Source organism: Achromobacter sp. 46006 (assembly GCF_059761975.1).
In genome coordinates, this window is record NZ_JCBANN010000018.1 from 19,961 (window position 1) to 33,727 (window position 13,767).

The window sequence follows — 13,767 nt, forward strand, 5'->3', positions numbered from 1 at the left end:
TCCCCTAAAGGATAGCGGATACACGGGAACCTTTCGCTGCGTTTTGCATCCGACCTTCATGACCAATACTCTTATCCGCTTCTTCCGTGCCGTGTTGTTTGCCGCCCTGGCCTTGATCGGCATGGCGATGGCGCTGGTCTTCATGCTGTCCACGGCGATCGCCGTGGCGATCCTGTACGTGGTCGCCAAGGTGCGCGGCAAGCCTTTCGGCGTTCGCGCCTACTGGAGCCAGCGCCAGGGCGCCCGTCCGGGTCCGTTCCAGTCCGCCACCGCCCCGTTCGCCACGCAGCCGCGCGGCGACGTGATCGACGTCGAGGCCCGCGAAGTCCGCTAGGCGCCATATCGCCGGCGCCCGCCGCATCCCGCGGCGGCCCGCGCCGCGCCCCCGTGGCCGAACGACCGGCTCGCTGTTCCCCAACCCGCCTGGCGCCCGCGTGCGCAACCGGCGGGTTGTGTCGTTTCAAGGGTCCGCCCCCCGGCGCCACAGGCGCATCGCCGCCATTGCCCTAAAATGGCCGGCCAACCCATCCTTCCCCCTCAACCTCGACCGACAACCATGTCTCGCACTCTCTTTGTCACCACTGCGCTGCCCTACGCCAACGGATCCTTCCACATCGGCCACATCATGGAATACATCCAGGCCGACATCTGGGTCCGTTCGATGCGAATGGCGGGCCACACGGTGCACTTCGTGGGTGCCGACGACGCGCACGGCGCGCCGATCATGCTGAAGGCCGAGAAAGAAGGCATCACGCCGCAGGCGCTGGTGGCGCGCTACGCCGCCGAACGCCCGCAGTACCTGAACGGGTTCCACATCCGCTTCGACCACTGGCACACCACCGATTCGCCCGAGAACGTGGCGCTGTCGCAAGACATCTACCGCGCGCTCAAGGCCCAGGACCTGATCGAGACCCGCTCCATCGAGCAGTTCTACGATCCGGTCAAGGGCATGTTCCTGGCCGACCGCTACATCAAGGGCGAATGCCCCAAGTGCCACGCCAAGGACCAGTACGGCGATTCCTGCGAGGTCTGCGGCGCGGTCTACGCGCCCACCGACCTGATCAACCCGTATTCGGCCCTGACCGGGGCCACGCCGGTGCTGAAGTCGTCGGACCACTTCTTCTTCAAGCTGTCGGACCCGCGCTGCGTCGAGTTCCTGCAGCAATGGACCACCGGCAGCAACGCCAGTGGCGGCAAGCACCTGCAGCCCGAAATGCTGGCCAAGACCCGCGAATGGCTGGGCGCCGAGGACGGCGAGGCCAAGCTGGGCGACTGGGACATCTCGCGCGATGCGCCCTACTTCGGCATCGAGATCCCGGACGCGCCGGGCAAGTACTTCTACGTCTGGCTGGACGCGCCGGTGGGCTACCTGGCCTCGCTGAAGTCGTACTGCGCAGTCAAGGGCCTGGACTTCGACGCCCTGCTCGATCCGGCCGGCAGCACCGAACAAGTCCACTTCATCGGCAAGGACATCGTCTACTTCCACGCCCTGTTCTGGCCCGCGATGCTGAAGTTCGCCGGCCGCAAGACGCCGGACGCGGTCAATGTGCACGGCTTCATCACCGTCAGCGGTGAAAAGATGTCCAAGAGCCGCGGCACCGGCATCTCGCCGTTGCGCTACCTGGAACTCGGCATGAATGCCGAATGGATGCGTTACTACATCGCAGCCAAGCTCAATGCCCGGGTCGAGGACGTGGATTTCAACCCGGAAGACTTCATCGCCCGCGTCAACAGCGACCTGGTCGGCAAGTACGTCAACATCGCCAGCCGCGCCGCCAGCTTCATCACCAAGCACTTCGACGGCGCCCTGGCCTATTTGGGCGACACCGCCGCGCTGGCGGCCGAATACGCCGCGCAGGCCGAATCGATCCGCGCCGCCTTCGAGGCGCGCGAGTACAACCGCGCCATCCGCGAGATCATGGCCTACGCCGACCGCATCAACCAGGCCTTCGACACGGCCCAACCCTGGGTGCTGGCCAAGGGCATCGCCAGCGCCGACGACGCGCAGAAGGCCGCATTGCAGGACATCTGCTCGCGTTCGCTGGCCGGCTTCAAGGCCCTGTCGGTGATGCTGGCGCCGGTGCTGCCGGCCCTGGCCGAGCGCGTCGCCCGCGAACTGTTCGCCGCCGACGCCGACTTCACCTGGGCCGACGCCGCCGTGCTGCCGCAGCGCGTGGCGCCGTTCAAGCACCTGATGCAGCGCGTCGAGCCGCAGATGCTGGAAGACCTGTTCGAGCCGCCCGCCGCCCCCGCCGTGATCCCCGGCGGCGAGCCGCTGGCCGAGACCATCTCGATCGACGACTTCGCCCGCGTCGACCTGCGCATCGCGCAGATCGTCAACTGCGAGCACGTCGAAGGCTCGACCAAGCTGCTGCGCCTGACGCTGGACGTGGGCGAAGGCCGCCACCGCAACGTCTTCTCCGGCATCAAGTCGGCCTACCAGCCCGAAGACCTGATCGGCAAGCTGACCGTCATGGTCGCCAACCTCGCGCCGCGCAAGATGAAGTTCGGCGTCTCGGAAGGCATGGTGCTGGCCGCCAGCCACGCCGACGAGGCGGTCGACGCCGGCATCTACGTGCTGGAACCGTTCCCCGGCGCCAAGCCCGGCATGCGCGTGCGCTGATATCCCGATCCGCGTATACGCCTAACGAAAAAGCCCGCCGATCAATTCGGCGGGCTTTTTCGTCGTGGAGGGCACGCCGCGCAGGGCGCCAGCGGCCGGCGCGCGATCAGTCCTTGCTTGGCGCCAGCGCCGGATCGAGCGAGATGCGCTCGTCGAACACGAAGCACTTGCCGTCGAACCCCGGGCCGCCGGTTTCCTCGAAATACTTGAGGATGCCGCCGTCGAGCTGGTAGACATTCTCGATGCCCGCCTCATTCATGTAGATCGCGGCCTTCTCGCAGCGGATGCCACCGGTGCAGAAGCTGACCACGGTCTTGCCTTGCAGTTCGGCGCGGTGCGCCTGCACCGCCGCCGGGAACTGTGTGAAGCGGTCGATGCGCCAGTCGATGGCGTCGCGGAACGTGCCCTCGTCGACTTCAAAGGCGTTGCGCGTGTCCAGCATGACCACGGGGCGGCCGTTGTCGTCGGCGCCCTGTTCCAGCCAACGCGCCAGCGTCCTGGCGTCCACGCCCGGCGCGCGGCCGGCCTCGGGCCGGATCGTCGGGTGATTCATGCGGATGATTTCGCGCTTGATCTTCACCAGCAGCTTGCGGAACGGCACTTGCGCACTGTGGCTGAACTTCACTTCCAGGTCGGCGAACCGGGCATCGCCGCGCAGGTCGCGCAGAAAGCCGTCGATAGCGCCGGCCTGGCCCGCCAGGAACAGGTTGATGCCTTCCTCGGCCAGCAGGATGGTGCCCTTCAGCCCGGCCGCCCCGGCCTCGGCCAGCAGCCGGGCGCGCAGTTCGGGCAGCGCGTCCAGCGAGACGAATTTGTAGGCGGCGATATTGACGACGGAAGACATGGCAAAGCGGGACGAAAGCGGCGAAGGCCGTAATAGTAATCGCTGCCCCGCGCGGCCCGCTTGTCGCGGGTCAAGCGCGGCCCCCGCCCCCCCCGGCTCAGCGCCGCACGATTTCCTGTTCCACCACCGTATCCAGCACCCAGCGCAGGCCCGAGGCGTCGGCCGGCGGATTCGGGTCCCTGACCTCGACCACGCGCAGGCGGTAGCGGATGCCGGGCTGGAAATCGAAGCCGGTGATGTCGCCATACCAGAGCTGCCACGGCTGTGTCGGCGTGTCGCGCACCTGGTAGCACATGGCGCGGCCGGCGCCCGCGTTGCACGGCACGCGTTCGGCGTTGACGTAGACCAGCTTGGTCGCGCCCACCTGGCCGCCGGCGACCGGGTCGAGGCGACGGCCGAAATCCAGCGTATCGCCGTTGCTCAAGGCCCAGGTCACGCGCTGCGGGTTGCTGGTGTTGTCGAACGCGGTGGCGGTGATGCGCGTCAGCGCGGCCAGGAACTCCTGTTCCAGCTTCATGTTCACCGGCGCGCAGGCCTTCATCGTCGCCACCGGGGTGGACTGGATGATCAACTGGCCGTTGGCCACGGTGTAGGGCGCGCTGTAGGTGTTGCAGCCGGAAAAGCCGGTTGCGCGCGTGGCGCCCTGGTCATGGATGAAGCCGATGGTCAGCGGCACCGAATGGGACGACGGATGCGGGATTTCGCGCAGCGCGCCGCCCGGGCGGGTCCAGCGGGCGAGGTCCCAGTTGGTCTGCGCCAGCACGTCCGAGGCGGCGGCCGGCTGCAAGCGCGGGTCGCGCCCGTCCGCGGTACGCGGCGGCGCCGCGCAGGCAGCCAGTGCCAGGCCAAGCGCGCACGGCGCGATCCAGCGCCAGGAAGTGGACAAGGACATGCAAATCTCCCGCAAGAAACCAGGGCGCGCCGCCCCCGGTCGGGCTGGCCGAGAGGCGGACAGCGCCCATTGTAGGCGCGGCCCGGACCACGCCCCGGCGGTGGAAAACACACTGAAACACCTGCCCCGGACCCACCGCGCCGTGGTTGCGCAAGCGGGCCGGTATTCGCCGTCAGGGCGTCGGCGGATCCTGGCGGCGCTCGAACTCCAGGACGTCGCCGCCGCGCAGATTGAAGGTCAGGTGGCGCGGCGCGCCGCCACTGTCCAGCGTGAACGAGTCGACCGCGCCCAGGCCCCGCAGATAGTCGTTCTCGAGTGTGGCGCGGGCCGCCGGCACGCACGCCATGCGGGTGGCGGCGCGAGCGTCGATCGACAGCTTGCCGCCCTGGAGCCGGTAGCTGCCCATATAGCGATTGCAACCCGAGAAACCTTCGGTCCGGTACTGCCTGCCCTGCGCCAGGAACGTCAGGCGGATCGGTTCGCCATTGTCGCCATGTGGAATCTCGCGCAGGGCGCCGCCAGGTTGCGTCCAGCGCACCAGTTCCCAGCTTGTCTGGGCCAGCGAATCGGCGCTGCTGGCCGCGTTGGCGGCGGCCGCGCCCTGGGCGCGCGCGCCGCCGGTCGATCCGGCGCAACCCGCCAGCGCCACGGCCAGCACGCAGACGCCGGCCAGACGGTATCGCGTAGACAGCAAAGTAGACATGGACAGCACTCCTGAAAAGACACACCCCTGACTGTAACCGCCATGACCGGGGTCCGTCCCGCGCCTCCTTCCGACAGCCGAGTCCCAAAGCAGCACATCGCGCCAGGCGCGCTAGACCGCGAGCCGGAAGGCGTGCATCGAATGCCGCATGGCGGCGGGCCGCGACGACGCGCAGAATCGATTGACGCTTAGCGCCGGACCGGCCACGGCCTCGGCGACGACAACAACATTTTCCGGAGACACGGCGATGGGCATGCTGAGAACCTTGCTGGCGCTGTCCGTCGTGCTGGACCACGTGGGCGGCGGCGCCACCGACTGGCTGGTGGGCGGGCGCCTGGCGGTCCAGCTTTTCTACGTGATCTCGGGCTTCCTGATTTCCTACGTGCTCACCGCGACCGACCATTATCAGGGCGCGCCGGGCCGGTTCTACGCCAACCGCGCGCTGCGCCTGTATCCGGTCTATCTGGTGGTGGCGGCGATGACGCTGCTGGCCTACGCCGGCGCCGGCGGGTCCGCGTTCTGGCGCATCTATGACGGCCTGCCACTGGCCGCGACCGTGTTCCTGGCGCTGTCGAACCTGCTGATACTGGGACAGGATTGGCTGATGTTCTTCGGCATCGAGCACGGCGCGCTGGCCTTTACCGGCAGCTTCGCGCATAGCGACGTACCGCTGTACCAGGGCCTGCTGGTGCCACAGGCCTGGACGCTGGGCGTGGAATTGAGCTTCTACCTGATCGCGCCCTTCGTGCTGCATTCGCCGCGGCGCCTGCTGCTCCTGCTGCTGGCCTCGCTGGCGCTGCGCGTGGTGTTGATGGCCAGCGGCATCGGCAGGAGCGACCCGTGGACCTACCGGTTCTTTCCGACCGAGCTGGCGCTGTTCCTGGCTGGCTCGCTGTCGCACCAGGCCCTGCTGCCGCGCTGGCGGGCCTGGAGCGCGCGCCTGCCACGGCTGCCCGAACTCGGCACCGCGCTGCTGCTGCTGTACGCGCTGGCGCATTTTTCCATTGCCCTGCCGCCAACGGCACGCGACGGCCTGGCGGTGCTGCTGTTCGCCGCGCTGTTGCCACTGGCTTTCCTGTTCCAGTCGCGCTATCGCCTGGACAAGGTGATCGGAGAACTGAGCTATCCGATCTATATCTGCCACACGCTGGTCATCGTGTTCTTCGGCTGGCTGCTCGACGACACGCAATTGCGCCAGCCGGCGATGTTCATGACCCTGGTGCTTGCGGGCAGTATCGGCTTCGCGGCACTGCTGAACGCACTGATTGCCGATCCGGTGGAACGGTTGCGGCGGCGCCTGCGCGCGGCCACGCCGGCCGATCGGGCGACAGCCGGGCCGCTGCCTTCCAACCCGGCCATGGCGCGCGCGCCCCTGGCGGCCAATGCAGCGCTGGCGGCGTCGCCACGCGCGCGGCCGCGTCCCGCCGGCGGCGCCGTGGCGGCGATGCCGCGCGCGCCGTCGACTATTCGCCGCGTGCCTTGATGTATGCCGCCAGCACCTGCTCGATTTGGCGCTTTTCCTGCTGGCTCAGACGCGCATAGGTAGCGTATGACACGGTTTCAAACGGCCAGGGCGGCGGCGCCGGAAGCACGCCGGCGCTGGTGACGGGTTCGGTGTAACCGGGATTGAGCATCGGCCCTTCGCCGGTGCTGAGCCACATGGGATTGACCCGCAATGCCCGGGTCAACTTGATCAGGGCCTCGCTGGAAGGCTGCTGGCGCTGGCCGCTTTCATAGTTGCCGATGGCGCTTTGCGACAGGTTGCTCGCGACTGCCAAGTCCTTCTGTGTCCATCCCTGAAGCATTCTTGCATTGCGCAGACGATGGCTAAACGTGTCCAATCGATCAACCCGAGACATTAATATGAATTTATTTATTTGATTAAAACATCTCAATACTGCCGCCAAATAAACGGTTTACACCCCAATTCCCGGGCTAATCCGTAAATCGCCGCCGCCCCTTCCGGCCCGCCCGACAGGCTGCCTGCCCGCCCCCGCCCATGGTCTTGGCGCTGCCGAAAAAATCCATTGCTATCAGCGGTTTGCGCCTGCCCCGAGCGCACCGCTCAGCGCCCTCGCCTGGCATCCGGGCTGGCGGCCGCCGCAATTAAAACCGCGCCCGAGTTTATGGCTTTTCGCCATTCAGAAATAGAAAATAATGTATCGGTAATATTTAATATCTCGCGGCCACAACTGCACAAACAAACAGTGTTTCAAGCGCTTCGCCGTGATGCCCGCCATCACCACTGTTACCAGCAGAAACTACAGAAACGTATCTTCACAAAAAAACACGCCCGTGTTTAAATGAAACACGGGCGTGACTTCCATGCGGAATCGGACCAGCGGCGGCCAGGGCGCAACACGCTCGGCCAAGCGCCGCCCAGAATTGTTCAAGACCTTCGCCCGCCACCAGACAACATCGCCATATGCCGCCACATGATGGCGCAGCACAGGGAGAGGGGCATGACACGCAAGGATCGGGGGGTCGCAGGCGCATGCGCAGGCGGGCATCCATGAACAACACCCTGGATGTCATCTTTCTGGGCCAGGCCGATACCCGCCATGCGCGGTTGGTCGAGGCCCTGTCCCACCTGGGCTTCAGCGTGCGGCGTTGCCACGACCTGGCCGACCTCTACGACCGTTATTCGCGCCGGCCCAGTCCGCTGATCATCCTGGAAGCCCCACTGCCGGATATCCACAATGCCGCGGTGCGCCTGCGCGCGATCGACCGCAGCCTGGGCATTGTCGCCATCGCGCCGTTCGACACCGAGGAAAGCCGCATCCGCACCTTGCTTTGCGGCGCCGACGCCTGCCTGCCCCCGGAAGTGACCGGACTGGAGCTGGCGGCGGTGCTGCAGGCGCTGGTAAGGCGCGCCGTCGGCCTGGACCTGTCCGATCCGGCCGCCGATCCGCAGCCCGAGGAACCGCTGCAGGAATCCTGGCGGCTCGCCAACAAGGGCTGGACGCTGATCAGCCCCACCGGCCGCAGCCTGGGGCTGACCACCGGCGAGCGCGATTTCCTGACGCGCCTGGTCAAGGCGCCCGATCGCAAGGTCAGCCGCGACGCGTTCTATCCAGACGGCGCCGAGTACGCCGACGGCGCCATTACGCGGCGCCGCTTCGTCGATGTGATGATCAGCCGCCTGCGGCGCAAGGCGGCCAGCCACCACATGACGCTGCCGATCCGGGCTGTGCATGGCTGGGGCTATATGTTCGCGGCGGATATCGCGCTGGAAGTGGAACCGCGGGAGGGGGGGGAAGAGAGTGGTCCGGAAGGCCTGGGGACCTGGCGGCGCAACGCGGTGGATGCGAACGCGCCCACTTACTGATACGCTAACGATCGGCCGGCGACGGGCGAAAAAAACGCGGCGCTGCCCCGAAGGTAAGACGCCGCGCTAAAACAACACGTGAGCCTGGAGTCATCAGCCGGCACTGATGCCTTCTACCTGGATCACGCGATTCCAACATTCGTGCCTCATACTGCTCACGCACGGACTGAACCGTGAGCCCGGCCGGGGTCTCTAGTCCCCGCCCAAGCTGCAGCGTGATAACGCCCGGGGATTTCGTCCGCCTCTGCAACTGGCGGGCTTGTCGCCCGTATCAGCGGCGTTCCTTTCGGATAGCTGCGTGATGAAGAAAGTTTAGGACCTCGGACGCGATTCAAGTAATTCTTTGTTGATAGCCTTCTATACATATTGGATATAGCAAGCCCGCCGCGCGGGCCTATAGAATGCAGGCAAAGGATGCCCCTGACATGCCCAATCCCCTGACCGGCCCCGCGCGCCGCCTGCGCCGTCTGCTCGCCCTGATTCCCCCCAACTGGTGCCTTGCCATCCTGGTGGCGCTGGACGGCTACGCCTTCATGCACCCGGTGCTGCGCGAAGTCCGCGCGCGCGAGTATTCGTTCTGGCTGGCGCTGGACAACTGGCGCGACGTGATGCAGGTGGTGGGCCTGCTGGAAATTCCACGGCTGGTGCTGGGCGTCGGCCTGCAGGTCATCGCCCTCGGCCTGATCCTCAAGGCGCGCATTGCCTGGGCTTTCTCGCTGGTGTTGCTGATCGGCGTGGGCACCTTCGCCATCCTGGGCGAAAGCGGGCGCGCCGGCCTGGGCATCTATACGCTGGTGCTGGTGATCGCGCTGATCGCCTATTGGCGCCGCTTCGACCGGGCCAGCGTCACCGCCGGCTCGCTGTTTGCCCTGGTCAGCATGCTATCGCTGCTGATCTATGCGATCTTCGGCACGCTCTACCTAGGCGAGGAATTCAACCCGCCGATCAAGGACGCCGCCACCGCCCTGTATTTCTCCATCGTCTCGATGTCGACGGTGGGTTACGGCGACATCACCCCTCACAGCAACGCGGCGCGGTTGTTCACCGCGTCGATTATCATTCTTGGCATCACCGTCTTTGCCACCTCCATCAGCGCGATCGCCGGCCCGGTGATCGGCGGCAACCTGAAGCGGCTGGTCAAGGGCCGGTTTTCCAACGCCATGAGAAAAAACCACATCATCATCGCCGGCGCCACCCCTCTGGCCTTGAGCGTCTACGACGGCCTGCGCCGCCGTGGCGACGAGGTCACGGTCATCGTGCCGCCGGGCGTGCCGCAGGAATACCCCGCGGCCACCGACCTGATCGAGGGCGACCCCTCGAGCGTCGAAGTGCTGCGCAGCGCCGGCGTCACCCGCGCGCGCTACGTCCTGGCGCTACGCGCGGACGACGCGGAAAACGCGTTCATCGTACTGGCCGCCAAGGAGGCCTGCGGCGAGCAGGGCGCCAAGACGGTGGCCCTGGTCAACACCAGCAAGCACCTGGAGAAGATCCGGCGGGTGCGGCCCGACCTGGTGTTTTCGGTGCAACTGCTGGGCGCCGAACTGCTGGCCCGCACCATCAACGGCGAGCCGCTGGACAGCCAGTCGATCACCGACCTGTTCTTCGCCAAGGCCGCGCCCCAGGCCAAGGCCGGCTGACGCGGCACGGTTCTTCAGGTCATTGCGCGCGGCGGAAAGCCGCAAAGCGGGGGTGGCTTCAGTCGGGGGCCACGCCGCCCGGCGCCGGGTCCGGTTGATATTCGAGCAGGTCACCGGGCTGGCATTGCAGCACTTCGCAGATGCGCTCCAGCGTATCGAAGCGCATGCCCTTGACCTTGCCCGATTTGAGCAGCGACAGATTCGGCTCGGTAATGCCGATCTCCTGGGCCAGTTGGCGCGCCTTCATCTTGCGCTGCGCCAGCATCACATCCAGCCGTACGATGATCGCCATCAGATGAATCCCCGGTTCTCTTCCGCGACCTGGGCCGCCTCTTCCATCGCCCAGGCCAGCGTGAACAACAGGCCGCCAAGCAAGCCGAGCAGGATGTCGCTGATGTCGATGCCGACCATCATGTAGCGCCCGCCCGGCCCATTGGCCAGCGTGAGCGCCAACATCAATACGGTTTTCAGGGCCGGCACCGCGATGCTGAACACCGTGACCAGCAAGGCAATGCCGCGCAAACGCCGGGCCGTGGCCACGGTCAGCACATCGCCGCGGCTGAAGTCGGAGAACATCGCGTGGGCATGGGCGATGGCGCGCAATGCCAAGGCCGCCACGACTCCGAACAAGGCAAAGCCCAATACCCGGTACGCAGGCCCAAGGTTCAGATGCGGCAACGTGACGGGCGCGACCGGTTCCGCATAGGTCGGCGCCGTGACGTTGAGAAAGGAATACAGGCCGCGGGCCAGCACGGCCTCGGATGTGAAGAACCATATGCCGATCAGTGCCGCGACGAGGGACGCCGCGGCAATGACCAGCAGAACACGCATCCAGCGCGACAGCCCACGAATGCGGGCCAGCCGCCGCGCGCCGTTGGCGGGTGACGAGGCCTGCGGAGCGGATGAAAAGGTCGGCGCGACGGTCATGGCGGTCTCCGGACGATGTTGCTTGAGGGAATTAACTTTCTGTATTGTAGCGATAACTTATCGTTTTACAATAATTTTTTATCCCAAAAGAGGAAAACATGCGCGTATCCATTGCCGTAGGATCGCTGCTCGCCGTGCTGCTTTGCTTCGTGTTTTCAGCCCCGTGCGGCCGCGTTGCCGGCCCCGGCGAAGGGCCCCGCCAAGGCACGGCCGTCGCGCAGGGTGGGCGCGGCAGCGTGCTGTGGTCGCTGGGAATCCGCTTTTCGCTATTGACCCTGCCGCGCGCGCTATGACGCCGCGGGCACCGGCGGCTGTGCCGCTTTCTCGGCATACCACCGCACGAAATCGGCCGATGGCATGGGCCGGGCAAACAGGTAGCCCTGGATGAACGCCACACCGCGCTGCGTCAGGTAGTTGAACTGATCCGGCGTTTCAACGCCTTCGGCCACCACTGCCAGGCCCAGGCGATGCGCCAATGTGATGATCACGTCCAGCACCGGGGTCTCTTCGCCGGTGGGCTGGATGGCATGCACGAAACCCTTGTCGATTTTCAGATAGTCGACCGGAAAGCGTTGCAGGTATGACAGCGAGCAATGGCCCGTGCCGAAATCGTCGATGGCCACGAATACGCCCTGCGCGCGCAGCGCATCGATGTTGGCGCGGGCCTGGCCGTTGTCAGTGATCAGACTGCGCTCGGTGATCTCCAGCACCATCAACGACGGCCGGACGGCGGCGCGGAAGGCCTGCACATCAGGCACCAGCGCCGGGCTGGACAAGTGCTCGGGCGCCACGTTGACGGCGATGTGGAAGTCCGGCGGCGTGACCCAGGCCTGCATGTCGCGCCGGATCAGCCGGAGCAGGTGCTGCGTCAGCGGCACGATCATGTTTTCGGCTTCGGCCGCCGCGATGAAGATGTCGGGACGCACCGGCCCCACGCCGGGACGGGTCCAGCGCAGCAAGGCCTCGACGCCCTCGCAGCGGCCGTTGGCCAGGCCATACACCGGCTGGTACTCGACGTGGAATTCGTCGGCCAGCATGGCGCGGCGCAGTTGTTCCTTGAACGATTGCCGATTCACTTGCAGGCGGTAGGCGCCGATGGCCAGCAAGGCGCCACACAGCAGGGCGACCGGCAGGTAGGCGATCAACAATTGCTGCCAGGCGCGCACCACGGTCTCGGCCGGCGCCATCACCCGGACGCTCAGGTCATCGCGACCGGCAATCGTCTCGGTCGATTCGAACAGCCGTTCGGAGGCCGAATCGCTCCAGGCCTCGCTGCGGATGGGCGTGCCGCGTCCCAGCGTGACTTCCAACTGATAGACCCCCAGCGACGACACCGCGTTCAGCAGATCCTGCACATAGCGGCCGTCGATCACCACCACACCGCCGCGACCGGCCTCCCCCGCCATGCCCAGCAGCAGGGCGGGCCGCTCGGGGGCCAGGGGAGTCCCTGCCACACTGACGAACCATTGCGTGGGCGGTGTGCCCGCCGGCCAGCGCGGGAACGTACCGGTGTCGTAGTCGACGTCGCCCAGCACGGACGAGCAATAGATGCGATCGCGCCTGACCAGCAGCAATGAATGGAAATAAGGGTTGAGCGTGCCCCAACGCAGCAGGTTGGCATGCACGGCCTGGCAGGGCTGCGCGGCCAGGGCCGCGACCCGCGGCAGGATGTCCAGCGCGTTCGTGAGGATCTGCTCGGTCTGGACCCGTACGATCCGCCCCGCCGTGGCGGCCTGGGCGCGTTCGCTGTTCAGCGCGTGCAGCCAGGTCCAGCCGATGCAGCCCAGCACAGGCAGCACCAGGGCCAGGGCCACCGGGAAATAGCGCCAGGACGGTACGCGGACCGTCATTCCTGAGGTAGGCAAATCGCCCTCGCTGCTTTCGATGATGGAATGGATGAAAGGATACAGGGCCATGCCTCTGCCGCGCATCCTGGCCGCTACCGCCGCCAGGCGGCAATGGCGCGCCGCAGGTCCACGCCATTCCCTACAGCAATTGGCAGATCATCGCCACATGCGCCTCGCGCCTTTCCGGCAGGTTCAGGCGCTCGTCCGGCCCAGGCAGCATCGCCATGAAGATGGCATGCACCACCGGCGACAGCAGCAACCAGGGATGCCGCAGCGCCGGGCCGTCGCCGCACAGGCCGCGCTCGCGCGCCAACGCCAGCAATTGCGCGATATCGGCCAGGTGCGCGTCGACGGTCGCCTGGCGCCAGCGCCGCGCCAGGTGCGGCACGCGCGCGCTCTCTGCCAGCAGCAGCCGCATGGCGGCAATCATGGCCGGATTCGCCAGGCTGGCATGGAGGTGACTGACGACGCGCTCGGCCAGGTGGCGAGGCGTGTCCGACCCGTCGACCAGGGCGCACGCGTCGATCCGCGGCGGACTCAGGTAGCGCGCCAGCAGGGCCTCGAACACCTCTTCCTTGCTGGAGAAGTGCGCGTACAGGCCGCCCTTGGACAAGCCCGCGCGCAAGGCGATGTCATCCATGCGTGCGCCGGCATAGCCGGCGGCCGAGAACTCCTGCAACGCGGCGTCAAGAATCTGCCCGACGCGCACGGTCGAAGGCAGACGTAGACGTTGCGTGCTCATCACCACTGCTCCCTGTGCGAATGGGCGCGCCGGTCAAACCGTCCGCCCATCGCCCATTAAAAACCGACCAGTCAGTCGTTAACTTGATCCTGATCAAGGATTGATCAGGAGGGCGGCGGCACAATGATTACGAAGTCGGATTTGTCCGACCCCAGGCGACCCGCCCGGTGGCGCGACAAACCGTTCCATGCGCGGCACTCCCGCCGCCCGTGCAACCCGGAGCC

15 protein-coding genes are annotated in these 13,767 nt (G+C 66.5%); 6 read left to right on the plus strand and 9 right to left on the minus strand.

The genetic code is table 11. The annotated features are described in order from the left end of the window. Positions 1-58: 58 nt before the first annotated feature. Together AC6LKG_RS11575 and metG are read left to right on the plus strand one after the other, a co-directional pair. Positions 59-334 carry a hypothetical protein gene (locus AC6LKG_RS11575; RefSeq protein WP_343720329.1) on the plus strand — a complete coding sequence of 92 codons (276 nt, stop codon included), beginning with the start codon at positions 59-61 and terminating at the stop codon, positions 332-334. Between the two features lie 222 nt (positions 335-556). Next, positions 557-2,623, plus strand: a complete 2,067-nt coding sequence (metG, locus tag AC6LKG_RS11580; RefSeq protein ID WP_498164528.1) for a methionine--tRNA ligase — start codon at positions 557-559, stop codon at positions 2,621-2,623. Between the two features lie 106 nt (positions 2,624-2,729). On the opposite strand, the gene AC6LKG_RS11585 is transcribed toward metG, so the two are convergent. The 4 genes from AC6LKG_RS11585 to AC6LKG_RS11600 form a co-directional block, all read right to left on the minus strand. Beyond that, the gene (locus tag AC6LKG_RS11585) at positions 2,730-3,467 is read right to left on the minus strand and encodes a sulfurtransferase (protein WP_498164530.1); all 738 of its coding nucleotides are present in this window, start codon (positions 3,465-3,467) and stop codon (positions 2,730-2,732) included. A 97-nt stretch (positions 3,468-3,564) separates the two neighbouring features. After that, positions 3,565-4,359 carry a DUF4377 domain-containing protein gene (locus tag AC6LKG_RS11590; RefSeq protein ID WP_498164532.1) on the minus strand — a complete coding sequence of 265 codons (795 nt, stop codon included), beginning with the start codon at positions 4,357-4,359 and terminating at the stop codon, positions 3,565-3,567. A gap of 172 nt (positions 4,360-4,531) precedes the next feature. After that, on the minus strand, positions 4,532-5,062 hold the full coding sequence (locus AC6LKG_RS11595; RefSeq protein WP_498164534.1) for an META domain-containing protein: 531 nt from the start codon (positions 5,060-5,062) through the stop codon (positions 4,532-4,534). 111 nt (positions 5,063-5,173) lie between these two features. Continuing rightward, positions 5,174-5,317, minus strand: a complete 144-nt coding sequence (locus AC6LKG_RS11600; RefSeq protein ID WP_498164536.1) for a hypothetical protein — start codon at positions 5,315-5,317, stop codon at positions 5,174-5,176. Here AC6LKG_RS11600 and AC6LKG_RS11605 point away from each other — a divergent pair. Next, the gene (locus AC6LKG_RS11605) at positions 5,316-6,545 is read left to right on the plus strand and encodes an acyltransferase family protein (protein ID WP_498164538.1); all 1,230 of its coding nucleotides are present in this window, start codon (positions 5,316-5,318) and stop codon (positions 6,543-6,545) included. The two genes, AC6LKG_RS11600 and AC6LKG_RS11605, sit on opposite strands and share 2 nt — an antisense overlap. Here AC6LKG_RS11605 and AC6LKG_RS11610 read toward each other — a convergent pair. Further along, positions 6,526-6,921 carry a helix-turn-helix domain-containing protein gene (locus AC6LKG_RS11610; protein WP_498164540.1) on the minus strand — a complete coding sequence of 132 codons (396 nt, stop codon included), beginning with the start codon at positions 6,919-6,921 and terminating at the stop codon, positions 6,526-6,528. The genes AC6LKG_RS11605 and AC6LKG_RS11610 overlap by 20 nt on opposite strands. 653 nt (positions 6,922-7,574) lie before the next feature. Between AC6LKG_RS11610 and AC6LKG_RS11615 the strand changes: the two genes are divergently transcribed. Both AC6LKG_RS11615 and kch read left to right on the plus strand, forming a co-directional pair. Then, positions 7,575-8,390 carry a response regulator transcription factor gene (locus AC6LKG_RS11615; RefSeq protein WP_498164541.1) on the plus strand — a complete coding sequence of 272 codons (816 nt, stop codon included), beginning with the start codon at positions 7,575-7,577 and terminating at the stop codon, positions 8,388-8,390. 425 nt (positions 8,391-8,815) lie between these two features. Then, complete coding sequence (kch, locus tag AC6LKG_RS11620; protein ID WP_498164543.1) at positions 8,816-10,027, plus strand: voltage-gated potassium channel protein; 1,212 nt, start codon at positions 8,816-8,818, stop codon at positions 10,025-10,027. 58 nt (positions 10,028-10,085) lie between these two features. Here kch and AC6LKG_RS11625 read toward each other — a convergent pair whose 3' ends face one another. Both AC6LKG_RS11625 and AC6LKG_RS11630 read right to left on the minus strand, forming a co-directional pair. Further along, positions 10,086-10,319: a helix-turn-helix domain-containing protein gene (locus AC6LKG_RS11625; protein ID WP_498164545.1), complete on the minus strand. Its 234-nt coding sequence runs from the start codon at positions 10,317-10,319 to the stop codon at positions 10,086-10,088. Then, the gene (locus tag AC6LKG_RS11630) at positions 10,319-10,954 is read right to left on the minus strand and encodes a hypothetical protein (RefSeq protein ID WP_498164547.1); all 636 of its coding nucleotides are present in this window, start codon (positions 10,952-10,954) and stop codon (positions 10,319-10,321) included. The genes AC6LKG_RS11625 and AC6LKG_RS11630 overlap by 1 nt, the downstream gene beginning before the upstream one ends. Before the next feature lie 98 nt (positions 10,955-11,052). Between AC6LKG_RS11630 and AC6LKG_RS11635 the strand changes: the two genes are divergently transcribed. Next, on the plus strand, positions 11,053-11,247 hold the full coding sequence (locus tag AC6LKG_RS11635; RefSeq protein ID WP_498164548.1) for a hypothetical protein: 195 nt from the start codon (positions 11,053-11,055) through the stop codon (positions 11,245-11,247). Here AC6LKG_RS11635 and AC6LKG_RS11640 read toward each other — a convergent pair. Next, positions 11,242-12,870, minus strand: coding sequence for an EAL domain-containing protein (locus AC6LKG_RS11640; RefSeq protein WP_498164550.1), 1,629 nt, complete (start codon positions 12,868-12,870; stop codon positions 11,242-11,244). The two genes, AC6LKG_RS11635 and AC6LKG_RS11640, sit on opposite strands and share 6 nt — an antisense overlap. Positions 12,871-12,940: 70 nt before the next feature. Continuing rightward, a complete protein-coding gene (locus AC6LKG_RS11645; protein ID WP_498164552.1) occupies positions 12,941-13,543 on the minus strand; it encodes a TetR/AcrR family transcriptional regulator in 603 nt (200 codons plus the stop codon). Positions 13,544-13,767 lie beyond the last annotated feature (224 nt).

Excerpts from the sequence above, each read along its gene's own strand:
- AC6LKG_RS11575 (WP_343720329.1), top strand. The coding sequence starts at position 59 with ATGACCAATACTCTTATCCGCTTCTTCCGTGCCGTGTTGTTTGCCGCC.
- metG (WP_498164528.1), top strand. The coding sequence starts at position 557 with ATGTCTCGCACTCTCTTTGTCACCACTGCGCTGCCCTACGCCAACGGA.
- AC6LKG_RS11585 (WP_498164530.1), bottom strand. The coding sequence starts at position 3,467 with ATGTCTTCCGTCGTCAATATCGCCGCCTACAAATTCGTCTCGCTGGAC.
- AC6LKG_RS11590 (WP_498164532.1), bottom strand. The coding sequence starts at position 4,359 with ATGTCCTTGTCCACTTCCTGGCGCTGGATCGCGCCGTGCGCGCTTGGC.
- AC6LKG_RS11595 (WP_498164534.1), bottom strand. The coding sequence starts at position 5,062 with ATGTCTACTTTGCTGTCTACGCGATACCGTCTGGCCGGCGTCTGCGTG.
- AC6LKG_RS11605 (WP_498164538.1), top strand. The coding sequence starts at position 5,316 with ATGCTGAGAACCTTGCTGGCGCTGTCCGTCGTGCTGGACCACGTGGGC.
- AC6LKG_RS11600 (WP_498164536.1), bottom strand. The coding sequence starts at position 5,317 with ATGCCCATCGCCGTGTCTCCGGAAAATGTTGTTGTCGTCGCCGAGGCC.
- AC6LKG_RS11610 (WP_498164540.1), bottom strand. The coding sequence starts at position 6,921 with ATGTCTCGGGTTGATCGATTGGACACGTTTAGCCATCGTCTGCGCAAT.
- AC6LKG_RS11615 (WP_498164541.1), top strand. The coding sequence starts at position 7,575 with ATGAACAACACCCTGGATGTCATCTTTCTGGGCCAGGCCGATACCCGC.
- kch (WP_498164543.1), top strand. The coding sequence starts at position 8,816 with ATGCCCAATCCCCTGACCGGCCCCGCGCGCCGCCTGCGCCGTCTGCTC.
- AC6LKG_RS11625 (WP_498164545.1), bottom strand. The coding sequence starts at position 10,319 with ATGGCGATCATCGTACGGCTGGATGTGATGCTGGCGCAGCGCAAGATG.
- AC6LKG_RS11630 (WP_498164547.1), bottom strand. The coding sequence starts at position 10,954 with ATGACCGTCGCGCCGACCTTTTCATCCGCTCCGCAGGCCTCGTCACCC.
- AC6LKG_RS11635 (WP_498164548.1), top strand. The coding sequence starts at position 11,053 with ATGCGCGTATCCATTGCCGTAGGATCGCTGCTCGCCGTGCTGCTTTGC.
- AC6LKG_RS11640 (WP_498164550.1), bottom strand. The coding sequence starts at position 12,870 with ATGGCCCTGTATCCTTTCATCCATTCCATCATCGAAAGCAGCGAGGGC.
- AC6LKG_RS11645 (WP_498164552.1), bottom strand. The coding sequence starts at position 13,543 with ATGAGCACGCAACGTCTACGTCTGCCTTCGACCGTGCGCGTCGGGCAG.